The organism is Paraburkholderia sejongensis, from assembly GCF_020880815.1.
GTDB classification, from domain to species: Bacteria; Pseudomonadota; Gammaproteobacteria; order Burkholderiales; family Burkholderiaceae; genus Paraburkholderia; species Paraburkholderia sejongensis.
In genome coordinates, this window is sequence record NZ_JAJITD010000007.1 from 221,532 (window position 1) to 236,800 (window position 15,269).

Consider the following 15,269-nt stretch of genomic DNA (forward strand, 5'->3'; position numbering starts at 1 on the left):
TCGACATTCAAAGTCACTCTCTCCAGTCAGGAGCTCATGATGAACGCGAAAACCTTGTCCCGCGGGGCCGTTGCCGTAGCTATCGCCGGCGCGCTGTCCGCCGGTTATGTGGCGGGCCATCGCAATATGCCGGCCCCGCAGGTCATCTCGCCCGCCGAAGCGGCCGCGCTGATGCCCGCCGAAGCCGCCGCCAAAACCGGCATCCCCGATTTCTCGGGCCTCGTCGAGACCTACGGCCCGGCCGTCGTCAATATCAGCGCGAAGCACGTGGTCAAGGAGACCGCGCTGCGTGGCAACAGCCGCGGCAACCTGAACGGCAACCAGTTGCCGATCGACCCGAACGATCCGTTCTTCCAGTTCTATAAGCGCTTCTTCGGCGGCATGCCCGGCATGCAGGGCGGTGGTGGTGGCGGCGGTGACGGCGGCGGCGACGGACCCGATCAGCCGAGCGCGAGCCTCGGTTCCGGCTTCATCATCAGCAATGACGGTTACATCCTGACCAACGCGCACGTGGTCGACGGCGCCAACGTCGTCACCGTCAAGCTGACCGACAAGCGCGAGTTCAAGGCGAAGGTGGTCGGCGCCGACAAGCAGTCCGACGTCGCGGTGCTGAAGATCGACGCAAGCAATCTGCCGAGCGTGAAGATCGGCGATCCGCGCCAGAGCAAGGTCGGTCAGTGGGTGGTCGCGATCGGCTCGCCGTACGGCTTCGACAACACCGTGACCTCGGGCATCATCAGCGCGAAGTCGCGCTCGCTGCCGAACGAGAACTACACGCCGTTCATCCAGACCGACGTGCCGGTGAACCCGGGCAACTCGGGTGGTCCGCTGTTCAACCTGCAGGGCGAAGTGATCGGCATCAACTCGATGATTTACTCGCAGACCGGCGGCTTCCAGGGCCTGTCGTTCGCGATCCCGATCAATGAAGCGATCAAGGTCAAGGACGATCTGGTCAAGACCGGTCACGTGAGCCGCGGCCGTCTCGGCGTCGCGGTGCAGGGCCTGAACCAGACGCTCGCCAATTCGTTCGGCTTGTCCAAGCCGCAAGGCGCGCTGGTCAGCTCGGTCGATGCCGGCGGTCCGGCGGCCAAGGCCGGCCTGCAGCCGGGCGACGTGATCGTCGCGGTGAACGGCGACGAAGTCAGCGATTCGACGGATCTGCCGGCCAAGATCGCGGGCCTCGCGCCGGGCAGCTCGGCGACGCTGAAGGTATGGCGCGATAAGGCCAATAAGGACATCAAGGTGACCATCGGTTCGTTCTCGGACGCGAAAGTCGCGTCGGCGGACAAGGCCGATCAGCAGACCCAGGTGCAAGGCCGTCTCGGCGTCGCGGTGCGCGCGCTGACGCCGGACGAGAAGAGCAGCGCGTCGGTGTCGCACGGGCTGCTGGTGCAGCAGTCGGGCGGCGCGGCGGCCACCGCCGGGATCCGCCCCGGCGACGTGATCCTCGCGGTCAACGGCCGTTCGGTCGCCAACGTCGATCAACTGAAGCAGATAATTTCGGGCGCGGGCAACAGCATCGCGCTCCTGATCCAGCGAGACAACGCACAGATTTTCGTGCCCGTTGATCTCGGCTGATCCAGTCTCGGGCGATTTGCGAATCGCCCAACCACGCGAGAGCTGTAAGTAGTGCTTGCCGGTCCTTTGCATTTACTGCAGGGACCGATTTTTTTTCGTCGGTCGACAAGGGCCGCTGCGCCCACGGCGCCTAAGCCGCACACAGGCCGCGCGCCGTCGGGCAATGGTTGGGGCGCGTGGGCTTCGCGGTAAGCGCACGCCTGGCATGCAGGTTGCGTTATTTCCGGTTTGGGTCCGTTGAACGACGGCGCGAGGACTTTAACAAGGAGAGCGAACCGATGAAAACCCAACGCAATCAGCAAACGATCGTAGCCGCCGCGCTTTGCGCGGCGCTCACGCTCGGACTGGCGGGCGGTGCATACGCGCAGCAGGGGGGCGTGAGCGGCGGCTCGGCCACCGATAACACCAGCGCGGGCAATACCAACGGCGGCGGCCTGCCGCAAGTGCAGCAGCAGGGCGACGTGTCGTATGTGTCCGGCGGTGTCGGCCAGGACGAATCGCGCGCGCTGCAGGCGGCGCAAAGCGAGTGGCCGCTGACGCTGCGTTTCACCGGCCCGACCTCCAATTTTCTCGCCGACGTGCAGGTGCGCATCGTCGATGCGCATGACGGCGAGGTGCTGAACACCACGTCGCGCGGACCGTTCATGCTGGTCCGGTTGCACCCGGGCCGCTACACCGTGCACGCGAAGTACAACGACCGCGAGCAGACACACACCGTGACGGTGCCGGCGCATGGCAACGTCAAATCCGCGTTTGTCTGGAGCGGCCAGTAACGGGTGACGGCGGCGCAACCTCTCGCGCCGGCCCGGCGCGCAGTGAAGCCCGCTCAGTGAAGCCCCCTCAGCGAAGCCCGCGCAGGCGCCCGAAGTTTCGCCGATAATGAAGCCACGGGCGCGTCCCGTGGCTTTGCCGTTGCGGCGGCAAGCGCCCGCGTTGAGTGCCTATCCATCACGGAGTCCGGACATGAGCGATGCGTCGACATCTGAGCAAAAGCCTGGCGGCCATGCCATCGTGATTCACGAAAATAGCCACCGCGTGCGCGTGATTCACGGCGGCGTGACGATGGCCGACACCCAGGCGGCGCTCACGCTATGCGAAACCGGCCTGCCGGACGTCGTCTACTTTCCGCGCGAACATGTGAACATGGCCCGGCTCGAACGCTCGACGCACAGCTCGCACTGTCCGTTCAAGGGCGATGCGTCGTACTTTCATCTGCGCACCGAAGACGGTCTGATCGAAAACGCGGTATGGAGCTACGAGGCCCCATTCGAGCAGGTCGGACGGATCAAGGGCTATCTGGCGTTCTATACATCGCGCGTCGATCGCATCGATCAGACGTCCTGATCCCGCGGGCCGCGCGTTCATCGGGGAGGCTGTGATGGAACTGAACCAGGCGGTACGGATTCCGCTCGCGCCGGCCGAAGTCTGGGACGCGTTGCAGGATCTCGCGCTGTTGCGTGCGAGTCTCGACAACTGCGAGTCGCTCACCCGGCTCGCCCACGGCGAATACGCGCTGACCATGACGGTGCCGCTCGGCCCGTTGCGCGCCCGTTACGAAGCGCGCGCCCACGTGGCCGGTCAGGATTCCGGACCGGCCGACGCGCAGCGCCGCACGATCAACTTCAAGGCGCGTGCCGAAGGCGTCGGCGCGTTGCGCGGCCAGATCGAAGTGCGTCTGCGGGCAGACGACAGCGCGCATGGCGGCGCCCGCGAGCGCGGCACGCGGATCGATTACACGATCTGGGCGACTTCGTCCGGACCACTCGCCGAACTGCCGGTGCGCCAGCTCGAAAACGCATTGCATCAACTCGCCGACGATTTCTTCACCGAATTCGACGGGGTCGTGCGCGCCAAGCACGGCACGGGGCCGAACCGCGCGCGCGGGGCGGCGCCACGTCGCCAGCATGTGTTTCTGCGGCCGATCTCGCTCGGCGCAATCGCGCGACGCACGCGCATCGAGCACGCCAGCGCGCTCGGCGGGCGCGCGGCGAGCGCGTCGCATAGCTGGTCGCAGGGCGGCTCGCACCACGAGCCGGGCCCGCACGTCGTGCCGCACTGGGCGTGGGCGGGGATGATTTTCGTGGTCGCGCTGCTGCTGTATCTGGTGCGCTGGATCAGCGAGCATTGACGCCGCGAAAATCGCGCCGCCCTCGCCGCGTCGCCACTACGCCACTACGCCACCCGCGTCCTCGATCTTTCGACAAGGAGCCTTGCCATGACCACCGTCGCGCCGCGCCGTGCGCTGATTGTCATCGACGTGCAGAACGAATACGTGAGCGGCGACCTGCCGATCGAATTTCCCGACGTGCAGACTTCGCTCGCCAACATCGGCCGCGCGATCGATGCCGCGCGTGCGGCCGGCGTGCCGGTCGTGGTCGTGCAGAACATCGCACCGGCGACCTCGCCGCTGTTCGCTCGCGGCAGCGTCGGGGCGCAGTTGCACGAAGTCGTCAGCTCGCGCGCTCACGATCACCTGATCGAGAAGTCGCTGCCGAGCGCGTTCACCGGCACCGATCTGGCCGACTGGCTCGCCGCGCGCGAGATCGACACGCTGACCGTGACCGGCTACATGACGCACAACTGCGACGCGTCGACGATCAACCACGCGGTTCATGCGGGGCTCGCGGTCGAGTTCCTGCACGACGCGACCGGTTCGGTGCCGTATCAGAACAGTGCGGGTTTTGCGAGCGCGGAGGAGATTCATCGCGTGTTCAGCGTAGTGCTGCAGTCGCGCTTCGCGGCGGTCGCGAGCACGGACGCGTGGCTTGCATCGCTGCACAACGGCGCGCCGCTCGAGCGCGGCAACATCTATTCGTCGAATCAGACGGCGCGGGCTCGCAGCGCGGTGGCGTAAGCGCGGTATAGGAAAGTAAAGCGGTGCGCGCCGGCCGCCCCCAAAAAACAACAAGGGCGGTTCATCGCGAACCGCCCTTGTCGTGAGCTAACTCATCATCCACCGTCTAGGACGCGGCCTTGGTCCGCAGCGCCGGACTCAAACGCAACGCGTCGAACATCCCTTCGACCATTTGCTCCGCATGCGCGCCGAGATCCGTCGCGTCGGGCAAAAACAGCATGTCGCGCAGCGCGCCGCCGACGAACGCATGCACCATCGTCGCCGCGAGCCGGGTGTCGAGCTCGGCAGGCAACTGCCCCTTCGACACCGCATTGCGCAGACCGCCTTCGATCTTCTTGAGCCCCTCGCGCATGTTGGTCTGGTAGCGCTCGACCATCGGACCCATGTCCTCGACCAGCTCGCATTTGAGAAACAGGATGTCGAACACGCGCCGGCGGCGCGGGTCGTTGACGGTGTCGCGCAGACACACCATGCACACTTCGATCAGCCGCCCCAGCGGATCGGGCTCGTTCGGATCGAGCGACGCGGCTTTCAGCTCATCGAGCGGCAGCAGCACACGGTCGAACATTTCCGTGAAGAGATCGCTCTTGTGCGCGAAGTGCCAATAGATGGCGCCGCGCGTGACCCCGGCCGCCTGCGCGATATCGGCCAGCGACGTGCGCGAGACTCCTTTCTCGAAAAAAACCAGCTCAGCCGCGTCGAGAATGCGGTTGCGCGTCTCCAATGCCTCTTCTTTGGTTCTTCTGACCATATAGGTATGACCTGCACTGATTGTGGGGCTTTCCCGGACCGAATTAAGTCAGTCGGGTGACAATCCAACTACGTTTGAGCGAATGGCGAAGCGATCTTGCGAGTCCCCGGCCAGCAAGCGATGTAAATGCACTTTTACATGCATTCGTGAATGTATATATAATAGCACCCCACGATCGGATGGCCCAAGCCGTGACGACCGGTTAATATCCGTCACTGTTGCCTTTCAAAACACTCCCGCGCCTGTCCACACGGCAGGCGCCGTGCGGCATTCCCGGGTTGGCGCATTTCTCAGCAGGGTGCCTTTGCAGCGCGGTTGGCAGCGCTGGGCGTCCGGTCAAGCGTCGCAAGACGCCTGTGTGCGCTGTCGTCCCCGGGGTAGGGATGCGCGCACTTTTTCATTCTCAGTCTTTGACAGAGGTTGCTCCATGCGCGTCGAACGGGTTCCATTCCGCTTAATCAGTGCCGCGACGGCTGCCATTTTGCTGGCGGCATGCGGACCAAAACAATCAGCCCCGCCGCCACAGGCGCCCGAAGTCGGCGTCGTCACACTTGAGCCGACGACCGTGCCCGTCGTCACCGAACTGCCCGGCCGTACCAGTGCCTTCCTCGTCGCGCAGGTGCGCGCGCGGGTCGACGGCATCGTGCTGCGCCGCGAGTTCACCGAGGGTAGCGAGGTCAAGGCCGGCCAGCGTCTGTACAAGATCGATCCGGCGCCGTACATCGCGTCGCTGAACAATGCGAAGGCCTCGCTCGCGAAGGCGCAGGCGAACCTCGTGTCGACCACCGCGCAGGCGAACCGCTACAAGGTGCTGGTCGCGGCCAACGCGGTCAGCAAGCAGGACTACGACAACGCGGTCGCCGCGCAAGGCCAGGCCGCCGCCGACGTGGCCGCCGGCAAGGCCGCTGTCGACACCGCGCAGATCAACCTCGGCTACACCGACGTGACCTCGCCGGTGACCGGCCAGATCGGCGTGTCGCAAGTTACGCCGGGCGCATTCGTGCAGGCGAGCGCCGCGACGCTGATGGCCACGGTCCAGCAGCTCGATCCGGTCTACGTCGACCTCACGCAGTCGAGCCTGGACGGTCTGAAGCTGCGCCGCGAGATCCAGGAAGGCCGTCTGAAGACGTCCGGCCCGGGCGCCGCGCAAGTGTCGCTGGTGCTCGAAGACGGCCGCGTCTATCCCGAGAAGGGCAAGCTGCAGTTCACCGACGTGACCGTCGACCAGGGCACCGGCTCGGTCACGGTGCGCGCGATCTTCAAGAACCCGAACCGGGTGCTGCTGCCGGGCATGTTCGTGCGCGCGAAGATCGAAGAGGGCGTCAACCAGAACGCGCTGATCGTCCCGCAGATCGGCGTCACGCACGACCAGAAGGGGCAGCCCACCGCGCTGGTGGTCGGCGCCGACAACAAGGTCGAACTGCGTCAGCTGGCGACCGCCGGCACCTTCGGTACGTACTGGGTGGTCTCGGACGGTCTGAAGCAAGGCGATCGCGTGGTCGTGCAGGGCGTCGACAAGGCGCGCCCGGGCCAGCAAGTCAAGCCGGTGCCGGCGCAACTGCCGCCCACGCCGGCTTCCGGCGCGGCCGCAGGCGGCGCGCCCGCGGCAAGCGGCGCAGCCCCGGGGCAACCCGCGGCTCAACCCGCCTCCGCCGCGTCGGGCGCGTAATAACAGGGAGCCCGCCTCATGGCAAAGTTCTTTATTGATCGCCCGATTTTTGCATGGGTGATCGCCATCATTCTGATGCTCGCGGGTATCGCGTCGGTGTTCACACTGCCGATCGCGCAATACCCGACCATTGCGCCCCCGGCCGTGCAGATCAGCGCGAACTATCCGGGCGCATCGGCGAAGACGGTGGAAAACACCGTCACGCAGGTGATCGAGCAGCAGATGAGTGGTCTCGACCACCTGCTGTACCTCGCGTCGACTTCGGACGACTCGGGCACGGCCACCATCACGCTGACGTTCGCGGCCGGCACCAATCCCGACATCGCGCAGGTGCAGGTGCAGAACAAGCTGCAACTGGCCACGCCGCTGCTTCCGCAGGTCGTGCAGCAGCTCGGCACCAAGGTCACGAAGTCGAGCAGCAGCTTCCTGCTGGTGATGGCGTTCGTGTCCGAAGACGGCAGCATGACCAAGTACGACCTCGCGAACTACGTCGCGTCGAACATTCAGGATCCGATCAGCCGTATCGACGGCGTGGGTACGGTGACGCTGTTCGGCTCGCAGTACGCGATGCGGATCTGGCTCGACGCGAACAAGCTGAATAACTTCAGCCTCACGCCGGTCGACGTCGAAGCCGCGTTGCAGTCGCAGAACGTGCAGGTCGCGGGCGGCGGGCTCGGCGGCACGCCGTCGGTGCCCGGTCAGGTGTTGCAGGCCACCATCACGCAGGCCACGCTGCTCAACACCCCCGAGCAGTTCGGCAACATTTTGCTGAAGGTCAACAAGGACGGCTCGCAGGTGCGTCTGCGCGACGTCGCGCGGATCGAGCTCGGCGGCGAAAACTACAACTTCGACACCAAGTACAACGGTCAGCCGACGGCAGGCTTCGGTATCCAGCTGGCCACCGGCGCGAACGCGCTCGCCACCGCGAAGGCGGTGCGCGCGAAGGTCGCCGAACTGTCGAAGTATTTCCCGCACGGTCTGGTGGTCCAGTATCCGTACGACACCACGCCGTTCGTGCGTCTGTCGATCGAGGAAGTGGTCAAGACGCTGCTCGAAGGTATCGTGCTGGTGTTCCTGGTCATGTACCTGTTCCTGCAGAACCTGCGCGCGACGCTGATCCCGACGATCGCGGTGCCGGTGGTGCTGCTGGGCACGTTCGCGATCATGAGCATTGTCGGCTTCTCGATCAACGTGCTGTCGATGTTCGGTCTGGTGCTTGCGATCGGTCTGCTGGTGGACGATGCGATCGTGGTGGTGGAAAACGTCGAACGGGTGATGCAGGAGGAGGGCTTATCGCCCCGCGAAGCGACCCGCAAGGCGATGGACCAGATCACCGGCGCGCTGGTCGGCGTGGCGCTGGTGCTGTCGGCGGTGTTCGTGCCGGTGGCGTTCTCGGGCGGCTCGGTCGGCGCGATTTACCGGCAGTTCTCGCTGACGATCGTCGCGGCGATGGTGCTGTCGGTGCTGGTCGCGTTGATTCTCACGCCGGCTCTGTGCGCGACGATCCTCAAGCCGATTCCGAAGGGGCATCACGAAAAGGCCACCGGTTTCTTCGGCTGGTTCAACCGTACCTTCAATTCGAGCCGCGACAAGTATCACTCTGGCGTGCACCACGTGATCAAGCGCTCGGGCCGCTGGCTGATCATCTATATGGTGGTGATCTTCGCGGTGGGTCTGCTGTTCGTCAAACTGCCGAAGTCGTTCCTGCCTGACGAAGACCAGGGCACGATGTTCGTGCTGGTGCAAACGCCGTCGGGTTCCACGCAGGAAACCACCGCGCGCGCGCTGAAGGACGTTTCCGACTACCTGCTGGTCGACGAAAAGGCGATCGTCGAGTCCACCTTCACGGTGAACGGCTTCAGCTTCGCGGGCCGTGGCCAGAACGCGGGTCTCGTGTTCGTGCGGATGAAAGACTACGCGCAACGCCAGCATGCGGACCAGAAGGTGCAGGCGCTGGTGGGCCGGTTGTACATGCACTTCGCGGGCTACAAGAACGCGACCGTGTTCCCGGTCAATCCGCCGTCGATTCCCGAACTCGGCACCGCCGCAGGTTTCGACTTCCAGTTGCAGGATCGTGCCGGTCTCGGCCACGCGAAGCTGATGGAAGCGCGCAACATGCTGCTCGGTCTCGCCGCGAAGGATCCGACGCTCGCGCAGGTGCGTCCGAACGGCCTGAACGATACGCCGCAGTTCAAGGTGAACATCGATCGCGAGAAGGCGGAAGCGCTCGGGGTGTCCGTATCCGATATCAACACGACCTTCTCGGTCGCGTGGGCGTCGGCGTACGTGAACAACTTCCTCGATACCGACGGCCGGATCAAGAAGGTGTACCTGCAGGGCGACGCGCCGTTCCGGATGAAACCGGAAGACGTCAGCGCGTGGTTCGTGCGCAACAGCGCGGGCGCGATGGTGCCGTTCTCGGCCTTCGCGAGCACCGAGTGGATTTTCGGTTCGCCGAAGCTCGAGCGCTACAACGGCATCTCGTCGGTGGAAATCCAGGGCGCGGCCGCACCGGGCAAGTCGACCGGTCAGGCGATGGCGGCGATGGAATCGATCGTCACCAAGCTGCCGGCCGGGGTCGGCTACGAGTGGACGGGTCTGTCGCTGCAGGAACGCCAGTCGGGTTCGCAGGCGCCGATTCTGTACGGCATCTCGATCCTCGTCGTGTTCCTGTGTCTGGCGGCGCTGTATGAAAGCTGGTCGATCCCGTTCTCGGTGATCATGGTGGTGCCGCTCGGCGTGATCGGCGCACTGCTGGCCGCGACGCTGCGCGGGCTCGAGAACGACGTGTTCTTCCAGGTGGGTCTGCTGACCACCGTCGGTCTGTCGGCGAAAAACGCGATTCTGATCGTCGAGTTCGCGCGCGACCTGCAGCAAAAGGAGGGGATGGGGCCGATCGAGGCCGCGCTCGAAGCTGCCCGTCTGCGTCTGCGCCCGATCCTGATGACCTCGCTCGCGTTCATTCTCGGCGTGTTGCCGCTCGCCATCAGTAACGGCGCCGGCTCCGCCAGCCAGCACGCGATCGGTACCGGCGTGATAGGCGGGATGCTGACCGCGACCTTCCTCGCGATCTTCATGATCCCGATGTTCTTCGTGGTGATTCGCGCGAAGTTCGGCGGCGAGAAGGAAGACCCGGACGAGGCGCTCAAGCACTACGAACAGCATCATCCGCACGATCCGCAAGGCGGCGCGGCGGGTGACTCGGGCAACGCGCCGGATGGCAAGGATGCCGGCAAGGACTCGGGCAAGGATGGGCATTGAGATGCAAAAACACTCTTTGATTGCAGTGGCGGTGGCATTTCTGGCCGCGGGTTGCACGCTGGCGCCGCATTACGAGCGTCCGGCCGCGCCCACGGCGGCCACCTTCCCGAGCGGCGGCGTGTATGACCAGCAGCCGGGCACGGCTGGCGCGCGCAGCGCGAACGGCCAGGCCGCGGCCGACATCGGCTGGCGCGACTTCTTTGTCGATCAGCGTCTGCAGGAGCTGATCGCGATCGCGCTGAAGAACAACCGCGATCTGCGCGTGTCGGTGCTGAACATGCAGGCGTCGGCCGCGCAGTATCGGATCGTGCGCGCGGGCCTGCTGCCCACGCTCGACGCGGCTGCGTCGGGCACCCGCCAGCGCACGCCGAAGGATCTGACCTTCACCGGCCAGACGCTCTCCACCACGTATTCGGTCGGGCTGAACGCGTCGTGGGAGATCGACTTCTTCGGGCGCGTGCAAAGCCTGAAGGACCAGGCGTTGGCGACTTACCTGGGCACCGCGCAGGCGCGCAAGGCGGCGGAAATCTCGCTGGTCTCGCAGGTCGCGAACCAGTACATGACGCTGCTCGAACTCTACGATCTGCAGAAGGTCACCGAGGACACGCTGGCGAACGCGAAGGAGTCGTACCGGATCACCAAGGTCCAGTTCGACAACGGCACCGGTACCGAACTCGATCTGCGTCAGGCGGAAACGGTCGTCGAGACCGCGAACGCGAACCTGCAGTCGCAGGCGCGTCTGCTCGCGCAGGCCGAAAACGCGCTGGTGCTGCTGATCGGCGAGCCGTTGCCGGTCGATCTGCCGCGCGGCTTGCCGTCGGGCGACCAGAACCTGCTGACCGATATCCCGGCAGGGCTGCCGTCCGATCTGCTGACGCGTCGTCCCGACATCATGGAGGCCGAGCAGAATCTGCTCGCGGCCAACGCGAATATCGGCGCGGCGCGCGCGGCGTTCTTCCCGAAGGTCTCGCTGACCGGCAGCTTCGGCACGCTGAGCCCGACGCTCGGCGGGCTGTTCAAGCCGGGGTCGGCGGCGTGGAGTTTCGCGCCGTCGATCACGCTGCCGATCTTCGAGGGCGGCCAGAACCTCGCGAACCTCGATCTCGCCAACATCCAGAAGAAAGAACAGATCGCCACGTATGAAAAGGCGATCCAGACGGCCTTCCGTGAAGTGGCTGACGGCCTCGCCGCGCGCGGCACCTACGATCAGCAGATCGCGGCGCTCGAACGCGACACGGCGGCCGAGCAGCGCCGGCTCGATCTGTCGAACCTGCGCTACAAGAACGGCGTCGACAGCTATCTGACGGTGCTGACCGCGCAGACCGCGCTGTACGAGGCGCAGCGTTCGCTGGTGACCGCGCGGATGGAACGCCTGCAGAACCTGGTGACGCTGTATCAGGCGCTCGGCGGCGGCTGGATCGAGCACACCGGCGACCAGCCGCGTCCCGCGGACGCGCCGGTCGACTACGGTGCGGCGAGCGCGCCGGTCGCGGCTTCGGCGGCGACGGCGGGGTGAGCTTGATGAAGCGCTGAACGGCGCTCGCGTCATGCGGCGCGGCCTGCTCGAAAGGGTCGGCGCGCCGCGGATGCGCAAAGCGCTGCAGCAAAGCGAAAACGCCACGGCATGCCGTGGCGTTTTTTTATGCGCGGCATTCGGCGCCGCGCGGATCGAAGCGGTCGGCCCTGGCCTTAGCGAGCGCCTTGTGAGTCTCGCTGGCGACTCACCGCATGCCCCGCCGAGGCCGCACCTCGCTCAACGCAAATCCGCCGCGCGCAGCATTTCGTTGTGCTGCGGCTCGCCGCCCGTACGCGCATCGAGGTCGTGCCCGGCGCGGCGAATCTCGCACGTGGCCTTCTTTTCGCTCTTCACGCCGTTGAAGATCAGGTTCAGCACGACCGCCGACACCGACGCGAGCAGAATCCCGCTATGGAGCAGCGGCGACAACGCCGGCGGCAGCTGCGCGAAGAAGTGCGGCGACACCACCGGCACGAGCCCGAGCCCGATACTGACCGCGACGATGAACAGGTTGTGCTGGTTGCGCACGAAGTCGACCCGCGAGAGCACCTTGATGCCGTTCGCCGCGACCATCCCGAACATCACGATGCCGGCACCGCCGAGCACGAAGGGCGGCACCGACGCAACCACCTGCGCCATCTTCGGAAACAGCCCGAGCAGCACCAGAATCACGCCGCCCGTCGCGCAGACGAAGCGGCTCTTCACGCCGGTCACGCCGATCAGCCCGACGTTCTGCGAAAACGACGTATGCGGGAACGAATTGAAGATCCCGCCGATCAGCGTGCCGAGCCCGTCGACGCGCAGCCCGCGCACCAGCGTCTTCTGATCGACCGGACGATCGACCATGTCGCCGACCGCGAGGAACATGCCGGTCGATTCGATGAAGGTGACGAACATCACGGTGACCATCGTCGCGATCGACAGCGGATCGAAGTGCGGCAGTCCGAAATGAAACGGCATCACGAAGCCGACCCACGGCGCGTGGGTGACGCCGTCCATGTTGACGCGGCCGAGCAGCAGCGCGATCACGAAGCCGGCGACGATGCCGAGGAGCACTGCGATGTTGGCGATGAAGCCCTTTGCGAACTTGTTGATCAACAGGATCAGCGTGAGCACCAGCAGCGACAGGCCGAGGTACACCGGATTGCCGTACTCCGGATTGCCGACGCCGCCGGCCGCCCAGTTGATGCCGACTTCCATCAGCGACAGTCCGATCACCGAGATCACCACGCCGATCACGACCGGCGGAAAAAAGCGCAGCAGCTTGCCGACCGCCGGCGCGAGCACAATGCCGATCACGCCGGCCGCGATCGTCGAGCCGAAGATGTCGAGGATGCCGAGCGACGGGTTGGTGCCGATCGCGACCATCGGCCCGACCGCGGCGAAGGTGCAGCCCATGATGACCGGCAGGCGGATGCCGAAGATCCACAGCCCGAGTGTCTGGATCAGCGTGGCGATGCCGCACGAAAACAGATCGGCGCTGATCAGAAAGGCGATCTGATCCTTCGGCAGCTTCAGCGCCGCGCCGACGATCAGCGGCACCGCGACCGCGCCCGCGTACATGACCAGTACGTGCTGGATTCCGAGGGTGAGCAACTGGCCCGCGGGTAGGCGCTCGTCGCACGGGTGAACCGCGTTCGCTTGCATATCGTCTCTCTCCACCATCTCGTTTGGGATGACTCCAAGGTATCGGGGACGAAAAAGCGCAACAAGACCGCTGGCGCCTATTCCGGCATTCCCGGCGACGATATGCGGCGGCGTCGTTTGAAAGGCGAATTAAAGGTGCATGGCTGGGCGGCCGGTGAGCGATTGCTCGCGCAGCGGCGCCGGGCCCCGCTGGACGGCGGATACGCGCGGCGCGGCGCACGAGGACTGTCGATTCGTTGCGGGCGGGCATATGTGTGAGAATCAATGGCGTGTATCACGCCTCTCACATAGTCCTGTTTCGACGCGCGTCGCGGCGCGACGGGGTTAACCCGCGAAGCGGGATTTTTCTACACTTCATTTCGACGTCCTGACCGACGTCCCGACACCCATGAGTTTTCTCGGCATCGACCTCGGCACCGGCTCCCTGAAAGCGGCAATCGTCGACGAAGAGGGGCGCGAGCAGGCGGTGTCGAGCGTCGCGTATACGCTGGATACGCCGCATCCGGGTTGGGCCGAAATCGACGTGCGCATCTGGTGGCGCGCGCTCGTCGACGCGCTCGCACAGTTGCCGCGCGAGTTGCGCGACGGCGTGCGGGCGATCGGCTTTTCCGGGCAGATGCACGGCGTCGTGCTGGTCGATGCGGCCGGCGACGCGGTGCGGCCCGCGCTGCTGTGGCCCGACTCGCGCGCGCTCGACCTGCTCGACGCGTGGCCCGAGCCGCAGCCCAATCCGGTCGCGCCCGGCATGGCCGGGCCGCTGCTGCGGTGGATTTTGCGCCACGAACCCCAGAGCGCGCGCCGCACGCGCTGGGCGTTGCAGCCGAAGGACTGGCTGCGGGTCGCGCTCGGCGGCGCGTGCGTGACCGATGCGTCCGATGCGTGCGCGACCGCGCTCGCCAGTGCCGCCGGCGTGTGGGACGACGCGCTGCTGGCGCGTCTGGCGATCCCGCGCGAGTGGTTCGCGCCGTTGGCGCCGTCGTATGCGGCGGCCGGCAGGTTGTCGCCGCGGGCCGCGCAGGCGCTCGGCTTGCGCGCCGGCATCGTGCTCGCGACCGGCGCCGCGGATACGCCGTGCGCGGCGCTCGGCAGCGGTCTCGCGGACGACGGCGACGCGTTGCTGACCACCGGCAGCGGCGGCCAGATCGTCGTACTCGCGAATGACGAACCGGCGGCGCTGCGAGGTCTGCACTGCTATCGCGCGGCAAGCGATCACTGGTACCGGATGGCGGCGATGCAGAACGTCGGCATCGCGCTGGAGCGGGTGCGCGGGTGGCTGTCGTATGAATGGGCGGACGCTTATCGGGAAGCGTTTGGGGATCCGAACTATTCGGCGGCCGGCGGCGCGCCCGTTTGCGCATCGAATCTGACGTTCCTGCCGTACCTCACCGGCGAACGCACGCCGTGGCTCAACCCGCAGGCGCGTGGCGGCTGGCTCGGTCTATCGCTAGAACACACGCGCGGCGCGATGATGCGCGCCGCGTTCGAAGGCGTCGCGTTTTCACTGCGCGCGGGGCTCGACGCGATTCGTGCGAGCGGCGCGAGCGTGACCGCGCTGAAGCTCGCGGGCGGCGGGTCGGTCGACGCGCGCTGGCGAGAACTGCTCGCCGATGCGCTCGAGGTCGAGTTGTACGCGCTCGATTGCCCGAACGCGGCGCCGCGCGGCGCGGCGATCCTCGGCGGTGTTGCGTGCGGGCATTGGCAGACGCGCGATCTGGCCGCGCTCGCGCCCGGCGCGACGCGGGTGGCGGGTTCGAGTGGCGATGCGGCGCTCGCCGGGCGTTACGCGCGCTTCGTCGAGTTGTATGGCTGCGTGGTGCCATGGTTCGGCGGCGCGCCGCAGCGCTCTGGACAGAAGTAAGGGCACGGCAGCAAGCTCGCAGTGGCAATCGCCCAGCAAGACCTGGCGGCAATAACGGCGCGACAATAACGGCGCGGCAATCACTGCGCCGCCCGCAATGCAAAACGGCGGCACGTCACCGTGCCGCCGTTTTGC

12 protein-coding genes are annotated in these 15,269 nt (G+C 66.1%); 10 read left to right on the plus strand and 2 right to left on the minus strand.

The annotated features are described in order from the left end of the window. The first annotated feature begins 39 nt into the window (after positions 1–39). The 5 genes from LJ656_RS15970 to LJ656_RS15990 all read left to right on the plus strand — a co-directional run bounded on the left by LJ656_RS15970 (position 40) and on the right by LJ656_RS15990 (position 4,432). Complete coding sequence (locus LJ656_RS15970) at positions 40–1,578, plus strand: DegQ family serine endoprotease (RefSeq protein ID WP_230510374.1); 1,539 nt, start codon at positions 40–42, stop codon at positions 1,576–1,578. A gap of 278 nt (positions 1,579–1,856) precedes the next feature. Then, the gene (locus LJ656_RS15975; protein ID WP_230510375.1) at positions 1,857–2,351 is read left to right on the plus strand and encodes a carboxypeptidase regulatory-like domain-containing protein; all 495 of its coding nucleotides are present in this window, start codon (positions 1,857–1,859) and stop codon (positions 2,349–2,351) included. 190 nt (positions 2,352–2,541) lie between these two features. After that, positions 2,542–2,922, plus strand: a complete 381-nt coding sequence (locus LJ656_RS15980; protein ID WP_230510376.1) for a DUF427 domain-containing protein — start codon at positions 2,542–2,544, stop codon at positions 2,920–2,922. A 34-nt stretch (positions 2,923–2,956) separates the two neighbouring features. After that, entirely contained in the window at positions 2,957–3,706 is a 750-nt protein-coding gene (locus LJ656_RS15985) for an SRPBCC family protein (RefSeq protein ID WP_230510377.1), read from the plus strand. A gap of 87 nt (positions 3,707–3,793) precedes the next feature. Then, positions 3,794–4,432, plus strand: coding sequence for a cysteine hydrolase family protein (locus LJ656_RS15990; protein ID WP_230510378.1), 639 nt, complete (start codon positions 3,794–3,796; stop codon positions 4,430–4,432). Positions 4,433–4,538: 106 nt separating this feature from the next. On the opposite strand, the gene LJ656_RS15995 is transcribed toward LJ656_RS15990, so the two are convergent. Further along, positions 4,539–5,183 (minus strand): TetR family transcriptional regulator, encoded by a 645-nt coding sequence (locus LJ656_RS15995; RefSeq protein ID WP_230510379.1) that lies wholly within the window; start codon positions 5,181–5,183, stop codon positions 4,539–4,541. Positions 5,184–5,610: 427 nt separating this feature from the next. Between LJ656_RS15995 and LJ656_RS16000 the strand changes: the two genes are divergently transcribed. Genes LJ656_RS16000 through LJ656_RS16010 form a run of 3 tightly spaced genes read left to right on the plus strand, consistent with a single transcriptional unit; the run spans position 5,611 to position 11,629 of the window. Next, positions 5,611–6,852, plus strand: a complete 1,242-nt coding sequence (locus LJ656_RS16000) for an efflux RND transporter periplasmic adaptor subunit (RefSeq protein ID WP_230510380.1) — start codon at positions 5,611–5,613, stop codon at positions 6,850–6,852. Between the two features lie 18 nt (positions 6,853–6,870). Beyond that, on the plus strand, positions 6,871–10,113 hold the full coding sequence (locus LJ656_RS16005; RefSeq protein ID WP_230510381.1) for an efflux RND transporter permease subunit: 3,243 nt from the start codon (positions 6,871–6,873) through the stop codon (positions 10,111–10,113). A gap of 1 nt (position 10,114) precedes the next feature. Next, positions 10,115–11,629, plus strand: coding sequence for an efflux transporter outer membrane subunit (locus LJ656_RS16010; protein WP_230510382.1), 1,515 nt, complete (start codon positions 10,115–10,117; stop codon positions 11,627–11,629). A gap of 237 nt (positions 11,630–11,866) precedes the next feature. Here LJ656_RS16010 and LJ656_RS16015 read toward each other — a convergent pair whose 3' ends face one another. Then, a complete protein-coding gene (locus tag LJ656_RS16015) occupies positions 11,867–13,276 on the minus strand; it encodes a nucleobase:cation symporter-2 family protein (protein WP_230510383.1) in 1,410 nt (469 codons plus the stop codon). Here LJ656_RS16015 and LJ656_RS16020 point away from each other — a divergent pair. Together LJ656_RS16020 and LJ656_RS16025 are read left to right on the plus strand one after the other, a co-directional pair. After that, positions 13,271–13,534: a hypothetical protein gene (locus tag LJ656_RS16020; RefSeq protein ID WP_230510384.1), complete on the plus strand. Its 264-nt coding sequence runs from the start codon at positions 13,271–13,273 to the stop codon at positions 13,532–13,534. The genes LJ656_RS16015 and LJ656_RS16020 overlap by 6 nt on opposite strands. 130 nt (positions 13,535–13,664) lie before the next feature. After that, positions 13,665–15,134, plus strand: coding sequence for a xylulokinase (locus tag LJ656_RS16025; RefSeq protein WP_230510385.1), 1,470 nt, complete (start codon positions 13,665–13,667; stop codon positions 15,132–15,134). The last annotated feature ends 135 nt before the right edge of the window (positions 15,135–15,269 follow it).

Excerpts from the sequence above, each read along its gene's own strand:
- LJ656_RS16005 (WP_230510381.1), top strand. The coding sequence starts at position 6,871 with ATGGCAAAGTTCTTTATTGATCGCCCGATTTTTGCATGGGTGATCGCC.
- LJ656_RS15990 (WP_230510378.1), top strand. The coding sequence starts at position 3,794 with ATGACCACCGTCGCGCCGCGCCGTGCGCTGATTGTCATCGACGTGCAG.
- LJ656_RS15995 (WP_230510379.1), bottom strand. The coding sequence starts at position 5,183 with ATGGTCAGAAGAACCAAAGAAGAGGCATTGGAGACGCGCAACCGCATT.
- LJ656_RS16000 (WP_230510380.1), top strand. The coding sequence starts at position 5,611 with ATGCGCGTCGAACGGGTTCCATTCCGCTTAATCAGTGCCGCGACGGCT.
- LJ656_RS16010 (WP_230510382.1), top strand. The coding sequence starts at position 10,115 with ATGCAAAAACACTCTTTGATTGCAGTGGCGGTGGCATTTCTGGCCGCG.
- LJ656_RS16025 (WP_230510385.1), top strand. The coding sequence starts at position 13,665 with ATGAGTTTTCTCGGCATCGACCTCGGCACCGGCTCCCTGAAAGCGGCA.
- LJ656_RS15980 (WP_230510376.1), top strand. The coding sequence starts at position 2,542 with ATGAGCGATGCGTCGACATCTGAGCAAAAGCCTGGCGGCCATGCCATC.
- LJ656_RS15985 (WP_230510377.1), top strand. The coding sequence starts at position 2,957 with ATGGAACTGAACCAGGCGGTACGGATTCCGCTCGCGCCGGCCGAAGTC.
- LJ656_RS16015 (WP_230510383.1), bottom strand. The coding sequence starts at position 13,276 with ATGCAAGCGAACGCGGTTCACCCGTGCGACGAGCGCCTACCCGCGGGC.
- LJ656_RS15970 (WP_230510374.1), top strand. The coding sequence starts at position 40 with ATGAACGCGAAAACCTTGTCCCGCGGGGCCGTTGCCGTAGCTATCGCC.
- LJ656_RS15975 (WP_230510375.1), top strand. The coding sequence starts at position 1,857 with ATGAAAACCCAACGCAATCAGCAAACGATCGTAGCCGCCGCGCTTTGC.